The 16,676-nt window shown below is 69.4% G+C and carries 13 protein-coding genes and 1 pseudogene; 9 read left to right on the top strand and 5 right to left on the bottom strand.

Annotated features, from left to right (window positions below; translation table 11 throughout):
- Positions 1-69: 69 nt before the first annotated feature.
- A complete protein-coding gene (locus QEG98_RS22225) occupies positions 70-519 on the top strand; it encodes a DofB protein (protein ID WP_171442005.1) in 450 nt (149 codons plus the stop codon).
- A gap of 18 nt (positions 520-537) precedes the next feature.
- Here the strand turns inward: QEG98_RS22225 and QEG98_RS22220 are convergent, their stop codons facing one another.
- Positions 538-1,146 carry a hypothetical protein gene (locus QEG98_RS22220; protein WP_316562733.1) on the bottom strand — a complete coding sequence of 203 codons (609 nt, stop codon included), beginning with the start codon at positions 1,144-1,146 and terminating at the stop codon, positions 538-540.
- Between the two features lie 607 nt (positions 1,147-1,753).
- Here QEG98_RS22220 and lpdA point away from each other — a divergent pair.
- The 5 genes from lpdA to lipB all read left to right on the top strand — a co-directional run bounded on the left by lpdA (position 1,754) and on the right by lipB (position 8,530).
- Positions 1,754-3,151 carry a dihydrolipoyl dehydrogenase gene (gene lpdA, locus QEG98_RS22215; RefSeq protein WP_090490648.1) on the top strand — a complete coding sequence of 466 codons (1,398 nt, stop codon included), beginning with the start codon at positions 1,754-1,756 and terminating at the stop codon, positions 3,149-3,151.
- A gap of 257 nt (positions 3,152-3,408) precedes the next feature.
- A complete protein-coding gene (lipA, locus tag QEG98_RS22210; protein ID WP_090490647.1) occupies positions 3,409-4,338 on the top strand; it encodes a lipoyl synthase in 930 nt (309 codons plus the stop codon).
- Positions 4,339-4,398: 60 nt separating this feature from the next.
- Entirely contained in the window at positions 4,399-5,649 is a 1,251-nt protein-coding gene (locus QEG98_RS22205) for a dihydrolipoamide acetyltransferase family protein (protein WP_090490646.1), read from the top strand.
- A gap of 137 nt (positions 5,650-5,786) precedes the next feature.
- Positions 5,787-7,460 (top strand): ClpX C4-type zinc finger protein, encoded by a 1,674-nt coding sequence (locus tag QEG98_RS22200; RefSeq protein WP_316562732.1) that lies wholly within the window; start codon positions 5,787-5,789, stop codon positions 7,458-7,460.
- A complete protein-coding gene (gene lipB, locus QEG98_RS22195; protein ID WP_316562731.1) occupies positions 7,457-8,530 on the top strand; it encodes a lipoyl(octanoyl) transferase LipB in 1,074 nt (357 codons plus the stop codon). Before QEG98_RS22200 ends, lipB begins: the two co-directional genes overlap by 4 nt.
- On the opposite strand, the gene QEG98_RS22190 is transcribed toward lipB, so the two are convergent.
- The 4 genes and pseudogenes from QEG98_RS22190 to QEG98_RS22175 all read right to left on the bottom strand — a co-directional run.
- Positions 8,520-9,353: an MBL fold metallo-hydrolase gene (locus QEG98_RS22190; RefSeq protein WP_316562730.1), complete on the bottom strand. Its 834-nt coding sequence runs from the start codon at positions 9,351-9,353 to the stop codon at positions 8,520-8,522. The two genes, lipB and QEG98_RS22190, sit on opposite strands and share 11 nt — an antisense overlap.
- A 49-nt stretch (positions 9,354-9,402) precedes the next feature.
- A complete protein-coding gene (ribA, locus tag QEG98_RS22185) occupies positions 9,403-10,077 on the bottom strand; it encodes a GTP cyclohydrolase II (RefSeq protein WP_090490642.1) in 675 nt (224 codons plus the stop codon).
- Positions 10,078-10,193: 116 nt separating this feature from the next.
- Positions 10,194-10,427 (bottom strand): hypothetical protein, encoded by a 234-nt coding sequence (locus QEG98_RS22180; protein ID WP_316567937.1) that lies wholly within the window; start codon positions 10,425-10,427, stop codon positions 10,194-10,196.
- Between the two features lie 93 nt (positions 10,428-10,520).
- A pseudogene (locus QEG98_RS22175) lies at positions 10,521-11,425 on the bottom strand (molybdopterin molybdotransferase MoeA); the annotation flags it as partial.
- 195 nt (positions 11,426-11,620) lie between these two features.
- Here QEG98_RS22175 and QEG98_RS22170 point away from each other — a divergent pair.
- The 3 genes from QEG98_RS22170 (at position 11,621) to QEG98_RS22160 (ending at position 16,661) form a co-directional block, all read left to right on the top strand.
- Positions 11,621-13,000 carry a protease inhibitor I42 family protein gene (locus tag QEG98_RS22170; RefSeq protein WP_316562729.1) on the top strand — a complete coding sequence of 460 codons (1,380 nt, stop codon included), beginning with the start codon at positions 11,621-11,623 and terminating at the stop codon, positions 12,998-13,000.
- Positions 13,001-13,107: 107 nt separating this feature from the next.
- Positions 13,108-16,233 (top strand): ribonuclease R, encoded by a 3,126-nt coding sequence (rnr, locus tag QEG98_RS22165; RefSeq protein WP_316562728.1) that lies wholly within the window; start codon positions 13,108-13,110, stop codon positions 16,231-16,233.
- Positions 16,230-16,661, top strand: a complete 432-nt coding sequence (locus tag QEG98_RS22160) for a hypothetical protein (protein WP_316562727.1) — start codon at positions 16,230-16,232, stop codon at positions 16,659-16,661. Before rnr ends, QEG98_RS22160 begins: the two co-directional genes overlap by 4 nt.
- Positions 16,662-16,676: the final 15 nt, after the last annotated feature.

Here is a 16,676-nt window from a genome sequence, read left to right as displayed (position 1 = left end):
GATCCGACCGCACGGCAGCGTGGCAAGCCGGGCGGGTGCCGGTCAGGCGCTCGCCTCACCGGAGGCATCGTGAACGGCCCTACCTACAAAGCGGAGATCATCGACCGAGTCATCTTCTCCCGCTGGGAGAATCCTCCGACCAAGGAGGACGTGACGCTGGTGCTGGCGCAGATGCAGGAAGCTGCGGCGCGGCTCAACACGAACCTCATCTACGTGGGTTCGGTGAGCTCGAAGTCGAAGGTGCCCGACGCGAACGAGCGCACCGTCCTCAACCAGTTCCTCATGGACGCCCGCCGCACCTGCGTGGAGCAGGCGTGGCTCATCTATGAAGGCACGGACCTGCAGCACAACCTTCAGCGCGTCATCATCTCCGGCGTGCTCATCCTCACGCGCACCTTCGACAACTTCCTGTCGGTCGCGAAGTCGGGTGACTCCATCGTCAAGGACGTGAGCGCGGTGCTGAAGAAGGACGCCGCGCCACTCTTCACACTGGCCAAGGAGCGCGGCCTCGTCTTCTGATGTCGGTCGGCGGCGCCTTCAGCGGGCGCCGTGGACCTCCAGCTCCTTCAGTTCGGTGTCCGCGCGCTCGGGGAAGACGCTCACGGCGTCCACGTCGCGCAGCGGCACCTGGAGCGGGCACTCCTCCCACTGACCCGTGCCGGTGAAACGGCACACGGTGGGGTTGACGAAGGCGAAGTCCTTCTCCGGGTCCTTCAAGCCCACGCCCTGCGGCGTCCGGACGATGGCGCGCACCGTTCCCGGGCCCGTGGCGCGGATCCTCACCGATACGAGTTGCTTCAGCGTGGGTGCGTAGCTCGCGCGCAGCGCGCCGTCCGCCTCCCATCGCTTGCTCTTGAGCGCCTTGCCGACCGGAACTCCGGTGTTCTCGTCCCGGTCGAACGCCTGGAAGCCGGGCTCGGTGCCTTCAATCCGGTCCGGCTTCATGGCGCTCGTCTCGGGAGGAATGGGCACAGCGGCCAGGGCGATCAGCGCGGGCGTGGGCGCCACGAGGTTTACAGCGGCGGCGCGCAGCAGCGCGTCATCCAGGAAGCCTGCCTGCGAGCAGCGGGGCGCCAGCTCCCCGACGAGCGCGAGCACCGGGGGCCGTACCGTGAGGTCTGACTGGGCCGCGGGTGCGAGCCCCAACTGGACGAGCGAGGCACAAGCCCCTCCAGGCCTGGCCCCGCATGCTCCAGGTTCCATTTCGCGCTCGCGACGTCGGCATTGGGTCCCACCGCGGCACTCAGCAGGGCCTGCCCCACGGCCCGGGCGCACGAATTGGCGGCCGGCGGGCAGTGCTCACACAGACTGGCCAGCAGGCCTCGCAGCGGTGTGGCTTCTCCCTCGGATAAGGGCGACCGGGCGTCCAGGGCCACGCCCAGCGCGCAGGCGCGAACGGGCGGCTGACGGCATGCGTCGAGCTGCTGGCGCGCTTCGTCCAGGACCTGGGTGTCCTGAGGCGTGCGGAGGGCGCTTTCGAGGGCCCGTTCCAGCGTACGGCACTCGGGGGCGGAGGAGGGGACGGGGGCGCCGGCCGGGGCGTCACCCGCCTGGGCCATGCGCCCGGGGCGAGGACCGGGCGCTTTCTCCTGGTGCGTCACACACCACAGGCGCCCGAAGGCGATGAGTGCTACCAACATCAAGAGGAGGGTTCGGAGCGGGAAACGGCGCACGAGCAAACTCCTTGATTCCAACCGGGACCGGGGGTTATCAGCCCCACCGGGTTCCATCCGCAATAATTACGGAGGCGTGCGTGGCTGAGACGTTCGACGTGGTGATCATCGGTTCGGGCCCCGGCGGATACGTGGGCGCCATTCGCGCGGGTCAGCTGGGCCTGAAGACGGCCATCATCGAGAAGGACAAGCGGCTGGGCGGCACCTGCCTCCACCGCGGCTGCATCCCGACCAAGTCCCTGCTGTGGACCGCGGAGCTGTTCCACCACGTCCGCGAAGCGGCTGACTTCGGCGTTGATGTGAGCAGCCCGGCCATCAACTGGCCCAACGCGATGAAGCACAAGGACAAGATTGTCACCAAGGGTGCCAACGGCATCGACTTCTTGATGAAGAAGAACAAGGTGACGGTGGTGAAGGGCCACGGCCGCATCGCCGGCAAGGGCAAGGTGGAAGTCACCGCCGAGGACGGCTCCAAGAAGATCCTGGAGGCGAAGAACATCATCCTCGCCACGGGCTCGGTGCCCAAGTCCCTGCCCAACGTCCCCGTGGACCACAAGCGGGTGCTGAACAGCGACTCCATCCTGCAGATCGACCGCGTCCCCAAGAGCATTATCGTGCTGGGCGCCGGCGCGGTGGGCTGTGAGTTCGCCTCCGTGTTCAACCACGTGGGCAGCAAGACCTCCATCGTGGAGTACATGCCCGCGCTGCTCCCCATCGAGGACGCGGACATCTCCAAGGAGCTGGAGAAGATCTTCAAGCGCCGCGGCATCGACGTGCACACCGGCTCCGCGGTGGAGAAGGTGGAGCACACGGCGGACGGCGTGCGCGTCACCATGAAGGTGGGCAACGAGACCAAGACGCTGGAGGCGGAAATCCTCCTGTCGGCGGTGGGCCGCTCGCCCGTCACCGAGGACGTGGGTCTGGACAAGACGAACATCCAGGCCGAGCGCGGCTACATCAAGGTCGACTCGATGCTGCGCACCTCCGAGCCGAACGTCTACGCCGTGGGTGACATCATCCCCACGCCGATGCTGGCGCACATGGCCAGCGCGGAGTGCGTGGTGGCGGTGGAGCACATCGCGGGGAAGAACCCGCAGCCCATCAACTACGACCTGACGCCGTCTGCCACGTACTGCTACCCCGAGGTCGCCTCGGTGGGCCTGACGGAGAAGAAGGCCAAGGAGCGCGGCTACGACGTGAAGGTGGGCATCGCTCCGATGGGCGCCGTGACGAAGGCCGCCATCTCCAACGAGGCCACCGGCATGATCAAGATCGTGTCGGACCGGAAGTACGACGAGGTCCTCGGCGTGCACCTCATCGGGCCGCACGCGACGGAGCTGCTGGCTGAGGCGTGTGTCGCGCTGAAGCTGGAGATCACCACCGAGGAACTGGCCAACACCATCCACGCGCACCCGACGCTCTCGGAAATCGTGCACGAGGGTGCCGAGGCCACGCTGGGCCACCCGCGCCACTTCTAGGCGGCGGCGCCTCGCCTGCAGTCCCAGGGGCCGTCCCGGTGTGCCGCGGACGGCCCCTCGTATTTCCGGCCCCCGCGGCCGCGCGAGGTGACGGTCCCCTGCCTGGCCGTCCTCACGGGTGCTCCGGGCCTGTCCCCAGGAACCGGGGGCATTAGTAGAGAGGCGACAACTGGCGGACGACTGGTGGATGCTGACGCCTCGCGTCAGTGGCTTCCGCTTGAACGTCCTCCGTCCAACCCATAGAAGGCCCGCGATCCATGGCGACTCCCGACCGGTTCCCTCTGCCCCAGGTGACTGAGACCACCCGCAAGCCGGAGTGGCTGAAGGTGCGGCTCCCGCACGGAGAAGGTTACGAGCGGGTCAAAGCCATCGTGAAGCGCACCAAGCTGGCCACGGTGTGCGAAGAGGCCCGCTGCCCGAACATCGCCGAGTGCTGGGGCGGAGGCACCGCCACGGTGATGCTGATGGGCGAGGTGTGTACGCGCGCGTGCCGCTTCTGCCACGTGAAGGTCGGCGCGCCTCCTCCGCTGGATCCGATGGAGCCCATCCATCTGGCCCAGGCGGTGAAGGAGATGGACCTGGAGTACATCGTCGTCACGTCCGTGAACCGGGATGACCGGCCGGACGGCGGCGCCAGCCACTTCGCTTCCGCCATCCGCGAGCTGCGCCGGGAGAGCCCGCGCACCATCGTTGAAGTGCTCATCCCGGACTTCAAGGGCGTGGAGAAGGACCTGACCACCGTGGCGGAGGCCAAGCCCCACGTGGTGGCGCACAACGTGGAGACGGTGGAGCGCCTCACGCCGACGGTCCGTGACCGCCGCGCGAAGTACCACCAGTCCCTGCGCGTGCTGGAGTATCTCAAGAACCGCCCCGAGGGCCTGTACACCAAGACGTCCGTCATGGTGGGCCTGGGGGAGACGGACGCGGAGCTGGAGCAGACGTTCAAGGACCTGCGCGACGTGGGCGTGGACGTGCTGACGCTGGGCCAGTACCTGCAGCCGTCGCAGTACCACCTGCGCGTGGAGCGCTTCGTGTCGCCCGCGCAGTTCGAGGCGTACAAGACGCTGGCCGAGTCCTACGGCTTCCTCTACGTGGCCTCCGGTCCGCTGGTGCGGTCCAGCTACCGGGCCGCTGAGTTCTTCATGAAGGGCCTGATGGAGCGCGAGCGGCTCGAGCGGCTCGGCTGAGCTTTGACGCTCCGATTCATGGCTTGACCCAACACCCCTGCTTCCCGGAAAGACGACCCCATGGCGATCTTCGAATTCAAGCTCCCCGACCTTGGTGAAGGCGTGATGGAGGGTGAGCTGGTGAAGTGGCACGTGAAGGCGGGGGATTCCGTCAAGGAAGACCAGGTGCTCGCCGAGGTGATGACGGACAAGGCCACCGTCACCGTTCCCGCTCCCAAGGCGGGCCGTGTCGTGAAGACGCACGGCAATGAAGGCGACATGGCGAAGGTGCACCAGCTCCTCGTCACCCTGGAGGTGGAGGGCGCTGCGCCGGCGCAGGCCGGTGGTCATGCCGAGGCCAGCGCGCCGGCGGCGGCGCCCGTGGCGGGTGGCCATGTCGGTGGGGCGCCTGCCTCGGCGTCCAAGGTGCTGGCCACGCCGGTGACGCGGCGGATGGCGCGCGAGCACGGGCTGGACCTGGCGTCGATTGCCGGCACGGGGCCGCAGGGCCGCGTGACGAAGGCGGACGTGGTGGCGGCGCTGGAGGGTGGCGAGAAGAACGTCGTCGCGGCTCCGGCCGAGCAGAAGGCGCGTCCCGCGGCTCCTGCCGTCAGCTCGGGCGCGGCGGACGAGCGCGTTCCGCTGCGGGGCCTGCGCAAGAAGATCGCGGAGAAGATGGTGCGGTCGAAGTTCACGGCGCCGCACTTCGCCTTCGTCGAGGAAGTGGACGCCACGGAGCTGGTGGCCCTGCGCGCGCGGCTGAACGCGCAGCTGGCGGCGGCCGGTGAGAGCACCAAGCTCAACTACCTGCCGTTCATCATCAAGGCGACGGTGGCGGCGCTGAAGAAGTTCCCGCACCTGAACGCGAACTTCGACGAGGCGTCGCAGGAACTGGTGGTCCGCGGCGAGTACAACATCGGCATGGCGGCGGCGACGCCGGACGGCCTCACCGTGGCGGTGGTGAAGAACGCGGACCGGCTGACGCTGGCCGACCTGGCGCGTGAGACGGCCCGCCTGGGCGCCGCCGCGCGCGACCGGAAGCTGAAGATGGAGGAGCTGACGGGTGGCACCTTCACCATCAGCTCGTTGGGGCAGAGCGGCGGCCTGTTCGCCACGCCCATCATCAACCACCCTGAAGTGGGCATCCTGGGCGTGCACCGCCTGAAGAAGCGCCCTGCGGTGGTGGGGGACCAGGTCGTCGTGCGCGACATGATGAACCTGTCGCTGTCGTGCGACCACCGCGTCATCGACGGCTCGGTGGCGGCGGATTTCACGTACGAGATCATCAAGTACCTGGAGAAGCCGGACCTGCTGTTCCTGGCCATGGCGTGAGGTGAGCGCCGTGGCAGGTCCACGCCCCTGAGGTGAGGGGCGTGGTGGCCCTGGAGCCGGGCCGGGAAGCGCCTGGTGCTGGGGCCCGCGTTCGAGGGCCGCGCGCGGGTGCCCCGAGCCGGTTAGGCTCTCCCCGTATGGCCGAGAACCCTCGCGAGCTGATCCGCGCCGCGCAGTCCGCCGAGACACAGGGAGACGTGGCCCGTGCGGTGGAGTGCCTGCAGAAAGCGGCGGAGCTGTACCGTCAGGCGGGGCACCCGTCCCGCGCGTTGCAGCTGCTTCGCCATGCGCAGCGGTTGGACGGCAGCCGCGCGGACATCGCGGATGCGGTGAACCGGCTGGAGTGGATGCCGGAGCCTCTGCTCGCTCGGCCTGGGACAGACGCTGACGACGAAGAGGCCTTGCCTGCATCCGGGGTGGTGCATTCCCTGGCGTCGGAGTTGTTGCCGGACGTCGTCCACCGGCAGCGGCTCATCGAGGATGCGCTGCGAGAGGCGGCCCTGCACGCCGGTGACGACGCGCCTCGTGACGCCGCCCAGGCCTGGGTCATCGAGACGGAGGTCGCGGAAGATCTGCAGCGGCTCGAAGTGCAGATTGCGCGCATCGCGGGTGTGGTCGCAGGGGCGGAAGATGCCTCGTCGCCACCGGATGCGACCGTGGACGTGCGGAGCGGTGCCGCGTCCATTCCGGGTTGGAGCGCGGGGGCGACTGGACGGAGCGTCCCCTCCGCGTCCATGCCCGCACCGGAGGCCGCCTCAGCGGACACGCTCCAGGATGGCGTGGGCGAGCAGGAACTTCTGGGCGTCGAGGCGTCCACGACGCGGCTTGCGTCAACACGCCTGGCGGGTGAGGCAGAGGAAGGACCCGCGGGAGCGGACATCCTCACGGATGCGCGGCTTCGGCGTCGCAGAGAGGCTCGGATCATCGAGCGCGGCCCTACGCGTGCGGATGCCGCGCTCGACGCATGGTGCTCCTTCTGTTGCCGTCCGCGTACTGACACGGGGGACCTGGTCGCGGGGCCTGCGGGCGCATTCATCTGCAAGAGCTGCCTGTTCGAGTCGCAATCGTTGCTGGGAGACGTCACGCGGGTGCCTCCGCCCACGGTGTCGCGGCCGGAACGGCCCGTGGCACCTGTCTTGGGGCTCGTGGGGCAGGGCGCGACGCAGGCGCTGCTGACGCAGTCGCTTGCGGCCCACGCGCGGACCCTCTTGGTCATCGGGCCCGAAGGCAGTGGTAAGAGCGTCTGGTTTCAGCAGCTCCAGCGAGAGGCCGTGGGCGTCATCACCCCCGTCGCGGACCTGGACGTGACGACTTCCTCTCGCACGCTGCTGGTGGAGGACGTGGACCGCCTGGACGCGACGTCACACGCGACCCTGCAGGCCTTCCTGGCCCGGGACCGCCGCCCCGTCGTCCTGCTGAGCGCGAGGGGCCTGCGCACGGAGGCTCGGGGCCTGAGCCTCCGCGGAGACGCATACAGTGTTTCCGTGTCCACCACCGCCGCGCTGACTCAGGCCGTGCGCGGAGCCGTGCCCACTTACATCCTGGAGCACGTGCAGGTGCTCCTGCCGCTCCAGGTGCCCACACCCTCTGAATTCGTGGAGATCGCCCGCCAGCGTCTGGCCTCGCGAGAGCCCGCGGTCTCCGTCTCGGAGGAAGTGCTCATCGCGCTGGCGCAGGCGGCCAGCCGCTCGCCGCGCGCGGGCCATGAGCTGCATGCCCTCCTCAACCGGGTGCCCACGGGAACGTGGAGCATGGCGCCCACCGTGAAGCCCTCGCCCACGCGGAAGGCTCGAAAGAAGCGAACGTCATGAACACCATCACCGTCTACCGCCTGGGCCGAGTGGAGTACGAGGACGGGCTCAAGCTGATGCACCTCTTCAGCGAGTCACGCCGCCAGGGGCTCTCCGGCGATGCGCTGCTCCTCTTGGAGCACCCGCCCATCCTCACCCTGGGCCGTGCCGCGAAGCGCGAGAACATCGTCGCCAGCGACGCGCAGCTGGCGAAGGAGGGCGCGGAGGTCTTCGAGACCAACCGTGGCGGCGACGTCACCTACCACGGCCCCGGCCAACTGGTGGGCTACCCCATCTTCCTGCTGCCGGAGGACCGACGCGACGTGCGCCGTTACGTGCGCGACGTGGAGCGCTCCGTCATGCAGGTGCTGGCCCAGTGGGGCATCACCGCGGGCCCCATCCCCAAGTGGCCCGGCGTCTGGATTGGCGCGGAAGGTGCTCCGGACGCGCGGAAGATCGCCGCCATTGGCGTGCACCTGTCGCGTTGGCTCACCACGCACGGCTTCGCGCTCAACGTGAACACGAACCTGGACCACTTCCAGCTCATCGTCCCGTGTGGCATCCGAGAAGCAGGTGTCACGTCCATGCAGCGGGAGTTGGGCCGCGCGCTCCCGATGGCGGAGGTGGAAGAGGCCATCGCCAGCAGCTTCTGCACCGTGTTCGACAGCGAGCGCGTGGACGCGCCGCCGCCGATGCGGACGGTGAGCATCGCGGTGGTGAAGGGCCGTGGTCCCGAGGCACGGGTGCTGCTCGTGCGGCGTCGCCCGGAGCGGGGCGGTTTCTGGCAGGTCCTCACCGGGAGGCTCGAAGCGGGTGAGTCGCCAGCGCAGGCCGCGGCGCGGGAGCTGGAGGAGGAGACAGGCCTCCGCGTGCCGCTGGTGGACCTGGACTACCGCCACGCCTTCGCCCTGGGAGAGGCGCTGCCACCGCAACTGGTGGAGGAGAACGGCTTCGCCGTCCACGTGCCGCCGGACGCGGACGTGCGCCTGGGCGCGGAGCACGACGCCTTCGAGTGGGTGGACGTCCCCACGGCCCTGGAGCGGCTGCCCTTCCAGGGCCTGCGGGAGACGGTGAAGCGCGCTACAGCTTGATGACCAGGGACTCGCGAGCGGCGATGGCGTCGGGGCGGTGCTTGCGCACCTGACGCAGCAGCCGGTCCATGCCCGTGTCATCTCGTGACGGATCGTGGTGGAAGAGCACCAGCTTCTTCACCCCGGCCTCGTCCGCCGCATGCACCGCGGCCTGCCAGGTGGAGTGGCCCCAGCCGGTGCGAGCCGGCCCGGTGCGGCCGTGGTACTCGTCCTCGGTGTACATGGCGTCGTAGATGAGGACGTCCGCGTCCTGGGCGAACGCGTAGAAGGCTGCGTCCATGTCGCTGCCGTGCTCCAGGTCGGTGGCGTACACCACCGACCGGCCCTGGCACTCGACGCGATAGCCCATGTTGCCGCCCGGGTGGTTCAGCTCGATGGTGTGAACCGTCGCCGGGCCCAGTTGCAGCGTCTGCGTGGCGGCCAGGTCCGTGTACGTGAGCTGCGCCCGGAACACGCCGTCCGCCGTCACCGGGAAGTACGGCGGCACCATCTGCCCGCTGAGGAGCTGCTTCACCGACTGCCCGTGCCGCGCCGGGCCATAGACAGTCAGGTCGCTCGTGGGCAGGTACATGGGCCCGAAGAAGGGCAGGCCCTGCAGGTGGTCGTAGTGGTAGTGCGAGATGAAGATGGAGCCCTTCACCGGCTTCTTCTTCGCCACCAGTGCATGCCCCAGCGCGCGCGCGCCGGTGCCCAGGTCGAAGATGAGCAGCTCGTCCCCGCAGCGGACCTCCACGCAGGGCGTGTTTCCGCCATAGCGCTTCGTGTGCGCGCCCGGCGAAGGAATGGAGCCGCGCACACCCCAGAAGCGCACCTCGAAGGGCACGCGGACCTGGTTGCGCGCGACGGAGTTCCGTCGCCTCGCGGGGGGCTTCTCAGCCTGTCTTGGCTTCCGTGTCGTCGTCCTCGGCGAAGAGCTCAATCAGGTGCCCCGTACGCTCGCGCTTCGTCCTCAGGTAGTCGACGTTATGCGGATTGTGCTCGGTCCGGGAAGGGATTCGACGCCGGACGGGAATGCCTTCTTCGACCATGCCCGCGATCTTCAGCGGGTTGTTGGTCATCAGGTCCACCGAGCGCACATCCAGGCTCCGCAGCATCTCCGCCGCGATGTCGTAGGTGCGCAGGTCGTCCGCGAAACCCAGCTGCCGGTTGGCTTCGTAGGTGTCCAGGCCCTTGGACTGCAGGGCGTAGGCCTTGATCTTGTTCCCCAGGCCGATGCCGCGCCCCTCCTGCCGCAGGTACAGCACGACGCCCTGTCCCGCCTGGGTGATGAAGTCGAGCGAGCGGTCCAGTTGCTCGCGGCAGTCGCACTTCAGGCTGCCGAAGACCTCGCTCGTGAGGCACTCGGAGTGGATGCGCACCGGCACACCCTCGTGTCCTGAAACCTGTCCCACCACGAGCGCGACATGCTCCCGCCCGTTGCGCTTGTCCCGGAACACGATGGTCCGCAGCGAGCCGCGCCCGGTCGGGATGTCCGCCTCCGAGAACCGTTCCAGGTGTTGCGTGTGCTTACGGGTCGGAAGGACCTGAGGTGAGCGTGTGTCCGACATGTTGAGTCCTCTCCAGATGCGGGCCCCTGTTTGGAGTCCTCAGGTTCTCAAGTCAAGGCGGCTGGTGCTTTCGAGCACGCGCCCCCAAGAGGATGCTCCACGGCGCCCTTCGTTCCTCAGGCCACCCATGAGAGCGGAAGCAGTTCTACCGCGTCCCCCTCCGTCAAACTGCTGGCTTCCCGAGGGAAATGCAGCAGATGGGTGGCCGCCGCCGCAGAACGCAGGGCACCAGACGTTTGTGTCGCCAGCGGACGGGCCCACAGGTTGCCTTCTCTCCAAGCCGCCGTGACGCGGACGAAATGCGCCAGGCCAGGGGGCTTGGCGAGCTTGCCTTCCAGGCGTCCAGCCACACGTCCGGGCCCCACCTGCGCATGCCCCAGCAGCTTGCGGAGGGCTGGGCGCACGAAGAGCTCGAACGTCACCAGGGAGGAGGTGGGGTTGCCCGGAAGTCCAAAGAACTGCGTGGCGCCACGACGGCCCACCACCAGCGGCTTTCCCGGCTTGATGGCGACGCGCCAGAAATGCTGCTCCACGCCCAGCTCGGCCAGCACCTCCTTCACGTAGTCGCGCTCGCCCACGGACACCCCCGCGCTGGTGAGCACCACGTCGAACCCGTCCAGCCGGGAAAGCGCGGCCAGTACGGCGTCGCGCGTATCCCGAGCGATGCCCAGCTGCGTGGGAATGCCGCCCGCGCGGCGGACCGCCAGCGCCAGTGACGGAGCATTGGTGTCCACGATGCGGCCATTGGGTGGCTCGTCCGCGTGGCACAGCTCGTCGCCCGTGGAGAGGATGGCCACTCGCGGCGCGCGCGACACAGGCACGGCCTGTCGGCCCTGGGCCCAGAGGAGGCCCAGCTCGGGGATGCCCAGCGCCGTGCGGCGTGCCAGTAGCAGCTGCCCCTCCCGAGCGTCCTCGCCCCGGGGCCGCACGAACTGGCCCGGGGCCACCGCTTCGAGCACGTCGACCTGATCCGCGCCGCTCTGGTCCACGGGCCGTGTCCGCTCCCGCATCACCACCGCATCCGCACCCGAGGGGAGGGCGCGCCCGTCATGATGCGGGCGCATACCCCGGAAGCCAGCGCCTGACTGCCCACCGCGCCAGCGTAGATGGTCTCTCCGACGTCGAGCCGGACGGGCAGGGGACCCGCCAGGTCCGCGCTGCGCACCGCGTAGCCATCCATGGCCGAGTTGTCCCAGGGAGGGAGTGTCCGCTGCGCCATCACGTCCTCGGCGAGCACGCGCCCCAGTGCGTCATCCAGGGGCAACCACTCAGAGGGAAGGGGCGCGCACAGGGCCAGGATCTGCGACCGGGCTTCTTCTTCCGGCAGCAATGTGGCGGAGTCGTTCATGCCCGGCTTATAGCCATGCCGTGGCTTTGTGGCTTGGACCCGTTCACGAACAAAGTCCGTGAGATAATCAAGTGTTAGTTTGACAGCCTACCTGATCATCGTTACAAGCAACGGTGATCGCGAGGCTTGCCTGCCCTCTGGGCAGGTCCGCCAACCCGTTGAAAGGACACGGGAACTCTCAAGGAGACTGCGTCGATGGCCAAGCCCAAGTCCGGGGCCAAGAAGACGACTCCCGCTGGCAAGGCTGGCGCAAAGCCCGCTGCGAAGAAGGACTCCGCTGCCCGGCTGGATCTGATCAAGAACGCCTCCAAGCGGGTGGCGAAGGCGGCGACGAAATTGGCGAAAGCGGCATCGGACGTAACGAAGGGGGCCAAGAGCGCGGTGAAGAAGGCCACGCAGGAGAAGGCCACCGCGAAGAAGGCCGCTCCCGCTGGGAAGACGGCCTCGGCCGCGAAGGCCGCCCCCCCGGCAGCGAGGACCCCGAAGGCCCCTCCGGCGAAGGCGCCTCCCGCAGCGAAGTCCGCCGCGAGCGCCAAGGCGGCGAAGGCGAGCGCGGTACCTGCCGCCCCTCCGGTGGAGAAGCCCCGTCCTCGCGCCACCAAGTTGCCGCCTCCGGGCGAGCCGCTCACCAAGCGTGAGATGGAGCAGTTGCTGACGGCCGGCGAAGGCCGCGGCGTCACGGGCGAGGGCAGCCTCAAGGGCCGCCTGGTGGTCACCAACGACATGCCGCACCTGGTGGTCGTCGGGCGCGACAAGCGCGAGCTGACCTTCCTCCTCCAGGGCCCGGATCAGGAAGTCCTCCCGGCCTACGTGGACCACAAGGTCTCCGTCAGCGGACTCATCCGCAAGACGACCAACCACGCTGGCGTGGTGGACGTTCGCAAGTACTCGGCCAAGAAGCCGGATGCCGAGGTGGTGGAGGCCGCCCCGGCGGAGACGGAGGCGCGGCTGCGCTACCTGTCGCCCGGTGAGGTCTCCATGGTGACGGCGGCCGGCATGGGCGCGGGCATCAAGGGCTTCGCGGGCGTGCGTGGCAACCTGGAGATGACGGGTGAGGAGTTCGTGCTCGTCGTGTCCAATGGCGGCACGCGCCAGCAGGTGTCGTTCATCATCGAGGGCAAGGCCGCTGGCAAGGCCCTGCGCAAGCACGTCGGATACACGCTCCAGGTGCAGGGCATCGTCGACAAGACGTCCGGCTGGGGCGGCCGCATCCTGGCGGAGAACGTGGAGCTTCGTCCGTCCGAAGCGCGCGCCGTGTCTCGGGACGAGATGGAGCTGGTGCACATCGAGGGAGAGGTCCCCACGTCCGTGGACGTGCGCCTCAACCACGGCCTCACCGTGCGCCTGCCCGAGCACCCCGGATTCACCTGGGCCATCGAGCCCACGGTGGCCAAGCGCGTGGGCCTGCGCGAAGCCAACTTCGAGCCCGCGCCCGAGGACGGTCCCGGTACCCGCGAGTTCTTCTTCACCCCGCGCAACCCAGGCGTCTTCGAGGTGGAGTTCTTCCTGGCCAAGGCGCTGTCGCCCGGCCTGGTGGACCGCTCCTTCAAAATCAACGTCACGGTCAAGCCCTGAGGGTCGTCGCCCGGAACAGGTTCCGGGGGGCGGCCGGTCGCCGGGGGGTTCCCGTCCGGCCGCTCCGGGCTTACCCGTTCCCGTAGCGGCCGCGCCGCGACCCCACCGTGAGCCTTTCTCAAGACCTTCTCAAGCAGATCCTCGCTGAAGCAGACCACCCGCTGGGCATCAAGGAGCTTCTCCGGCTCGCGGGCCTGCACCCCGGACAACAGACGGAGCTCAAGCGCGCCCTGCGTGAGCTCGTCCGTCAGGGCGACATCCTCAAGGACGGCAAGCGCTTCGTGCCCCGGCAGCCATCGCGGCGCGAGGCCGACGTGCGCGCAAGGGAGCAGGGCGCTCCCATGGCGTGGCGTCAGCGCGACGCCGCCGGGCCCCGCGAGGGCGCGCCGAGCCGCGGACCTCGGCATGCCGGGCAGCGCGCGGCGGGCCCTGGTGGCTTCGCGGCCCGCCAGCATGAGCCGGGGGCGCGCGGCAAGAGCGCGGGCTGGCAAGAGCGGGGCCCAGGGAGTGATCGCCGGGGCGCTTCGAAGCATGGAGGGGGCTTCCGGCAGGAGCGGGCGGAGTGGCCCGGCCGCCGGGGCCGTTTCAGCGAGGTCGAAGAGGATGGCCTGCTGGAAGGCATCCTCCACGTCCATCGGGATGGCTTCGGCTTCGTGCATCCGCTGTCGGGGGAAGGGGACAACGTCTTCCTGCCGCCGCACGAGGCCCAGCGCGCGCTCGACAATGACCGGGTGATGGTGGCCGTCTCGGGGCGGCCTCCGCGCCTGGAGGGCCGGATCGTCCGGGTGGTGCAGCGCCGTCGCGAGCTGGCCGTGGGCACCTACGTCGTGAAGGGCCGCTACGCCGTGGTGTACCCCACGGATTCGAGCCTGCCCGGCCCCATCCGCGTGCCGCTGACGCAGATGGCGCGCGAAGGGGACCTGGTGAAGGTCCAGCTGGGCATTGGTGCCCAGATGCTGGACCCGGACCGGGGGCTGCACGGCGAGGTCGCCGGCTCCCTGGGCAAGCCCGGCACTCCGAGCGCCGAGGTATTGGGCGTCGCCTACTCGCAGGGGTTCTCCGACGAGTTTCCGCCGGAGGTCATGGCCGAGGCGGACCGCTACGCGGTGACGGTGACCGAGGAAGAGGCCCGCGGCGAGCACCGGCGCGACCTGCGCGCCATTCCCCTCATTACCATCGATGGTGAGGACGCGCGCGACTTCGACGACGCGGTCTGCGTGGAGGACCGGCCGGATGGGTGGCGGTTGGTGGTGGCCATCGCGGACGTGACGCACTACGTGTGGGAAGACAGTGCGCTCAACGCGGAGGCGCTGCGTCGCGCCACGTCCGTGTACCTGCCGGACCGGGTGCTGCCCATGCTGCCGGAGCGGTTGAGCAACGGCATCTGCTCTCTACGCCCGGACGAGGACCGGCTGTGCATGGTGGCGGACATGACGTTCGACCGCCGGGGCCACCGTCGCTCCTACGACTTGTATCCGGCGGTGATGCGCAGCGTGGCGCGGTGCACGTACAACGAGGTGCAGGACGTCCTCGACGGCAAGGACGTGCCGCACCGCAACGCGCACAAGCCCCACTTCGAGCGGCTGATGTCGCTGGCCCGCGCGCTGATGAAGATGCGCAAGGAGCGCGGCGCCATCGACTTCGACCTGCCCGAGCACAAGGTGGTGCTGGACGAGGAAGGCCTGCCCGCGCGCATGGACAAGCGCGAGCGCAAGGACAGCCACCGCCTCATCGAGGAGTGCATGCTCGCCGCCAACGAGGCGGTGGCGACCTTCTTCCAGGACGAGGGCCTGCCTACGGTGTACCGGTTCCACGGCGAGCCGGACCCGGAGAAGCTGGCCACGTTCGCCGCGCTGGCGGAGGCTTATGGCTTCAAGATGCGCGTCGAGGACGGCGTGTCGTCGAAGGAACTGGATGCCTTCGTCAGCCAGCTCCAAGGCCACCCGGAGCAGCGGGCGCTGAACCAGCTCCTGCTGCGCTCCATGATGCAGGCGGTGTACACGTCGTCCCGCGTGGGCCACTACGGCCTGGCCGCCGAGCACTACCTGCACTTCACGTCGCCCATCCGCCGCTACCCGGACCTGCTGGTGCACCGGCTGCTCAAGGCGCACTGGGCCCGGAAGGGGCGCAAGCCTTCGCAGTCGATGCTGGAGCGCGAGGAGGACCAGCTCGAGGACATGTCCGCTCAGTGCTCCGAGCGCGAGCGCGCGGCGATGCAGGTCGAGCGGGAGGTGGTGTCCTTCTACGCGTGCCTGCTGATGAAGGACCGCGTGGGCGAGGAGTTCGCCGCCACCGTGGCCGCCATCACCGACTTCGGCTTCTTCGTCGAACTGGACGAGGTGCACGTCGAAGGCCTGGTGAAGGCCGAGACGCTGGGGCCCGGGGCGAAGCTGGACAAGCTGACGCACTCCCTGGTGTATGCGAATGGCCGCCGGGTGCGCGTGGGACAGAAGCTGCGGGTGCGGCTGACGTCCGTGAACGTGACGGCGAAGAAGATCGACTTCGAGGCGCTCCAGTTCGACGGCGAGGCGCCGCTGAGCCGTGTCGCGACGCGGGGCGAGCAGCCGCAGCGGCGTCAGGCATGGACGGCCGAGGCTCCGTCGCATCGCGAACGGGATGGCCGGCGGGAGCGGGAAGGGCGCCCGGGCCGCCGCGAACGGGAAGCCGCCGTGGCGAGCCGTGGCGCGCCCTCCGGGCAGTACGAGGAGCCGGCCCGGGCCGCCCGCGTGGACGCTTCTCCCGCGAGGGCCGTCGTGAGGAGGCCGCGCCGCACCGGAAGGAGCCTCGGTTCCCGCCCAGGGTGCCAGAGGGACAGGAACCGCCTCGTTCCGAATCGCCCGCGTGGCCCAAGCGCAGGACGTTCATCCGCCCGGAGCCGCAGGCTCCGGCGCCCGTGTCCGCTGAAACGGCCGAGCCGCTTCCGCCCGAAGCGCCGTCCGCGCCCGCTCCGTGGGAATTGCCGGCGGGCGAAGACGCCGCCCGGTCTCCACACCCCGGCTTCGACCGGATTCGCGCGCTGGCGTCCCAGCGTCAGCGTGGGCCTGAACCCCGCGGCCCTTCTCACGGCCGGTCGTTCCAGAAGCCGAAGCCGCAGGGCGGCCCAGGGTCCCGGTTCCCCGCGCCCAAGCCCGGGCGCGAGTCTGAGGACGACAGGGCATTCTCGATGGAGCCCCCGCGCCCTCCGCCCGAGGCGCCCGTCGAAGCGCCCCCGCCTGTTCCCAGCCGGGCCGTGACGGAAACCCCGATTCCCGTGGCCCCGGAGCCCGTGCGAGCCGAGCCCGTGAGCGTCGAGCCGCCCGTGACTCCCGCGCCCGAGCCAGAGGCGGCTGCGCCGAAGCGGAAGGCGACGCAGAAGAAGGCCGTGGCGAAGGCAACGCGCACCCCGGCGCGGAAGAAGACCGTCGCGGCCGGCAGCGCCGAGCAGGCCGCCGCCACGAAGGCCAAGAAGGCCACCGCCAAGGCGAAGAAGCCCACCGCCAAGGCGAAGAAGGCTGCGCCTGCTCGGGCCGCCGTGAAGGCCACCAAGGTGGCCGCGTCGAAGTCCAAGGCGAAGGCGCCGTCGAAGAAGGCCGCGAAGCCCGCCGTGGCGCGTGCCGCGAAGCCAGCGAAGGCTTCGGGAGCCGCGAAGAAGAAGGCGCCTTCGGGGCGAAAGAAGCGCTGAGATTGACGCGGGCCC

Origin of the sequence: Myxococcus sp. MxC21-1, from assembly GCF_032612255.1 — a bacterium.
Lineage (GTDB): Bacteria > Myxococcota > Myxococcia > Myxococcales > Myxococcaceae > Myxococcus > Myxococcus virescens.
Note: the sequence above shows the minus strand (reverse complement) of the source record. Positions and strands in the feature narration are given on the sequence as shown.

Coding starts and splice junctions, on each gene's coding strand:
- QEG98_RS22205 (WP_090490646.1), top strand. CDS start 4,399: ATGGCGATCTTCGAATTCAAGCTCCCCGACCTTGGTGAAGGCGTGATG.
- ribA (WP_090490642.1), bottom strand. CDS start 10,077: ATGTCGGACACACGCTCACCTCAGGTCCTTCCGACCCGTAAGCACACG.
- QEG98_RS22170 (WP_316562729.1), top strand. CDS start 11,621: ATGGCCAAGCCCAAGTCCGGGGCCAAGAAGACGACTCCCGCTGGCAAG.
- lipB (WP_316562731.1), top strand. CDS start 7,457: ATGAACACCATCACCGTCTACCGCCTGGGCCGAGTGGAGTACGAGGAC.
- QEG98_RS22200 (WP_316562732.1), top strand. CDS start 5,787: ATGGCCGAGAACCCTCGCGAGCTGATCCGCGCCGCGCAGTCCGCCGAG.
- lipA (WP_090490647.1), top strand. CDS start 3,409: ATGGCGACTCCCGACCGGTTCCCTCTGCCCCAGGTGACTGAGACCACC.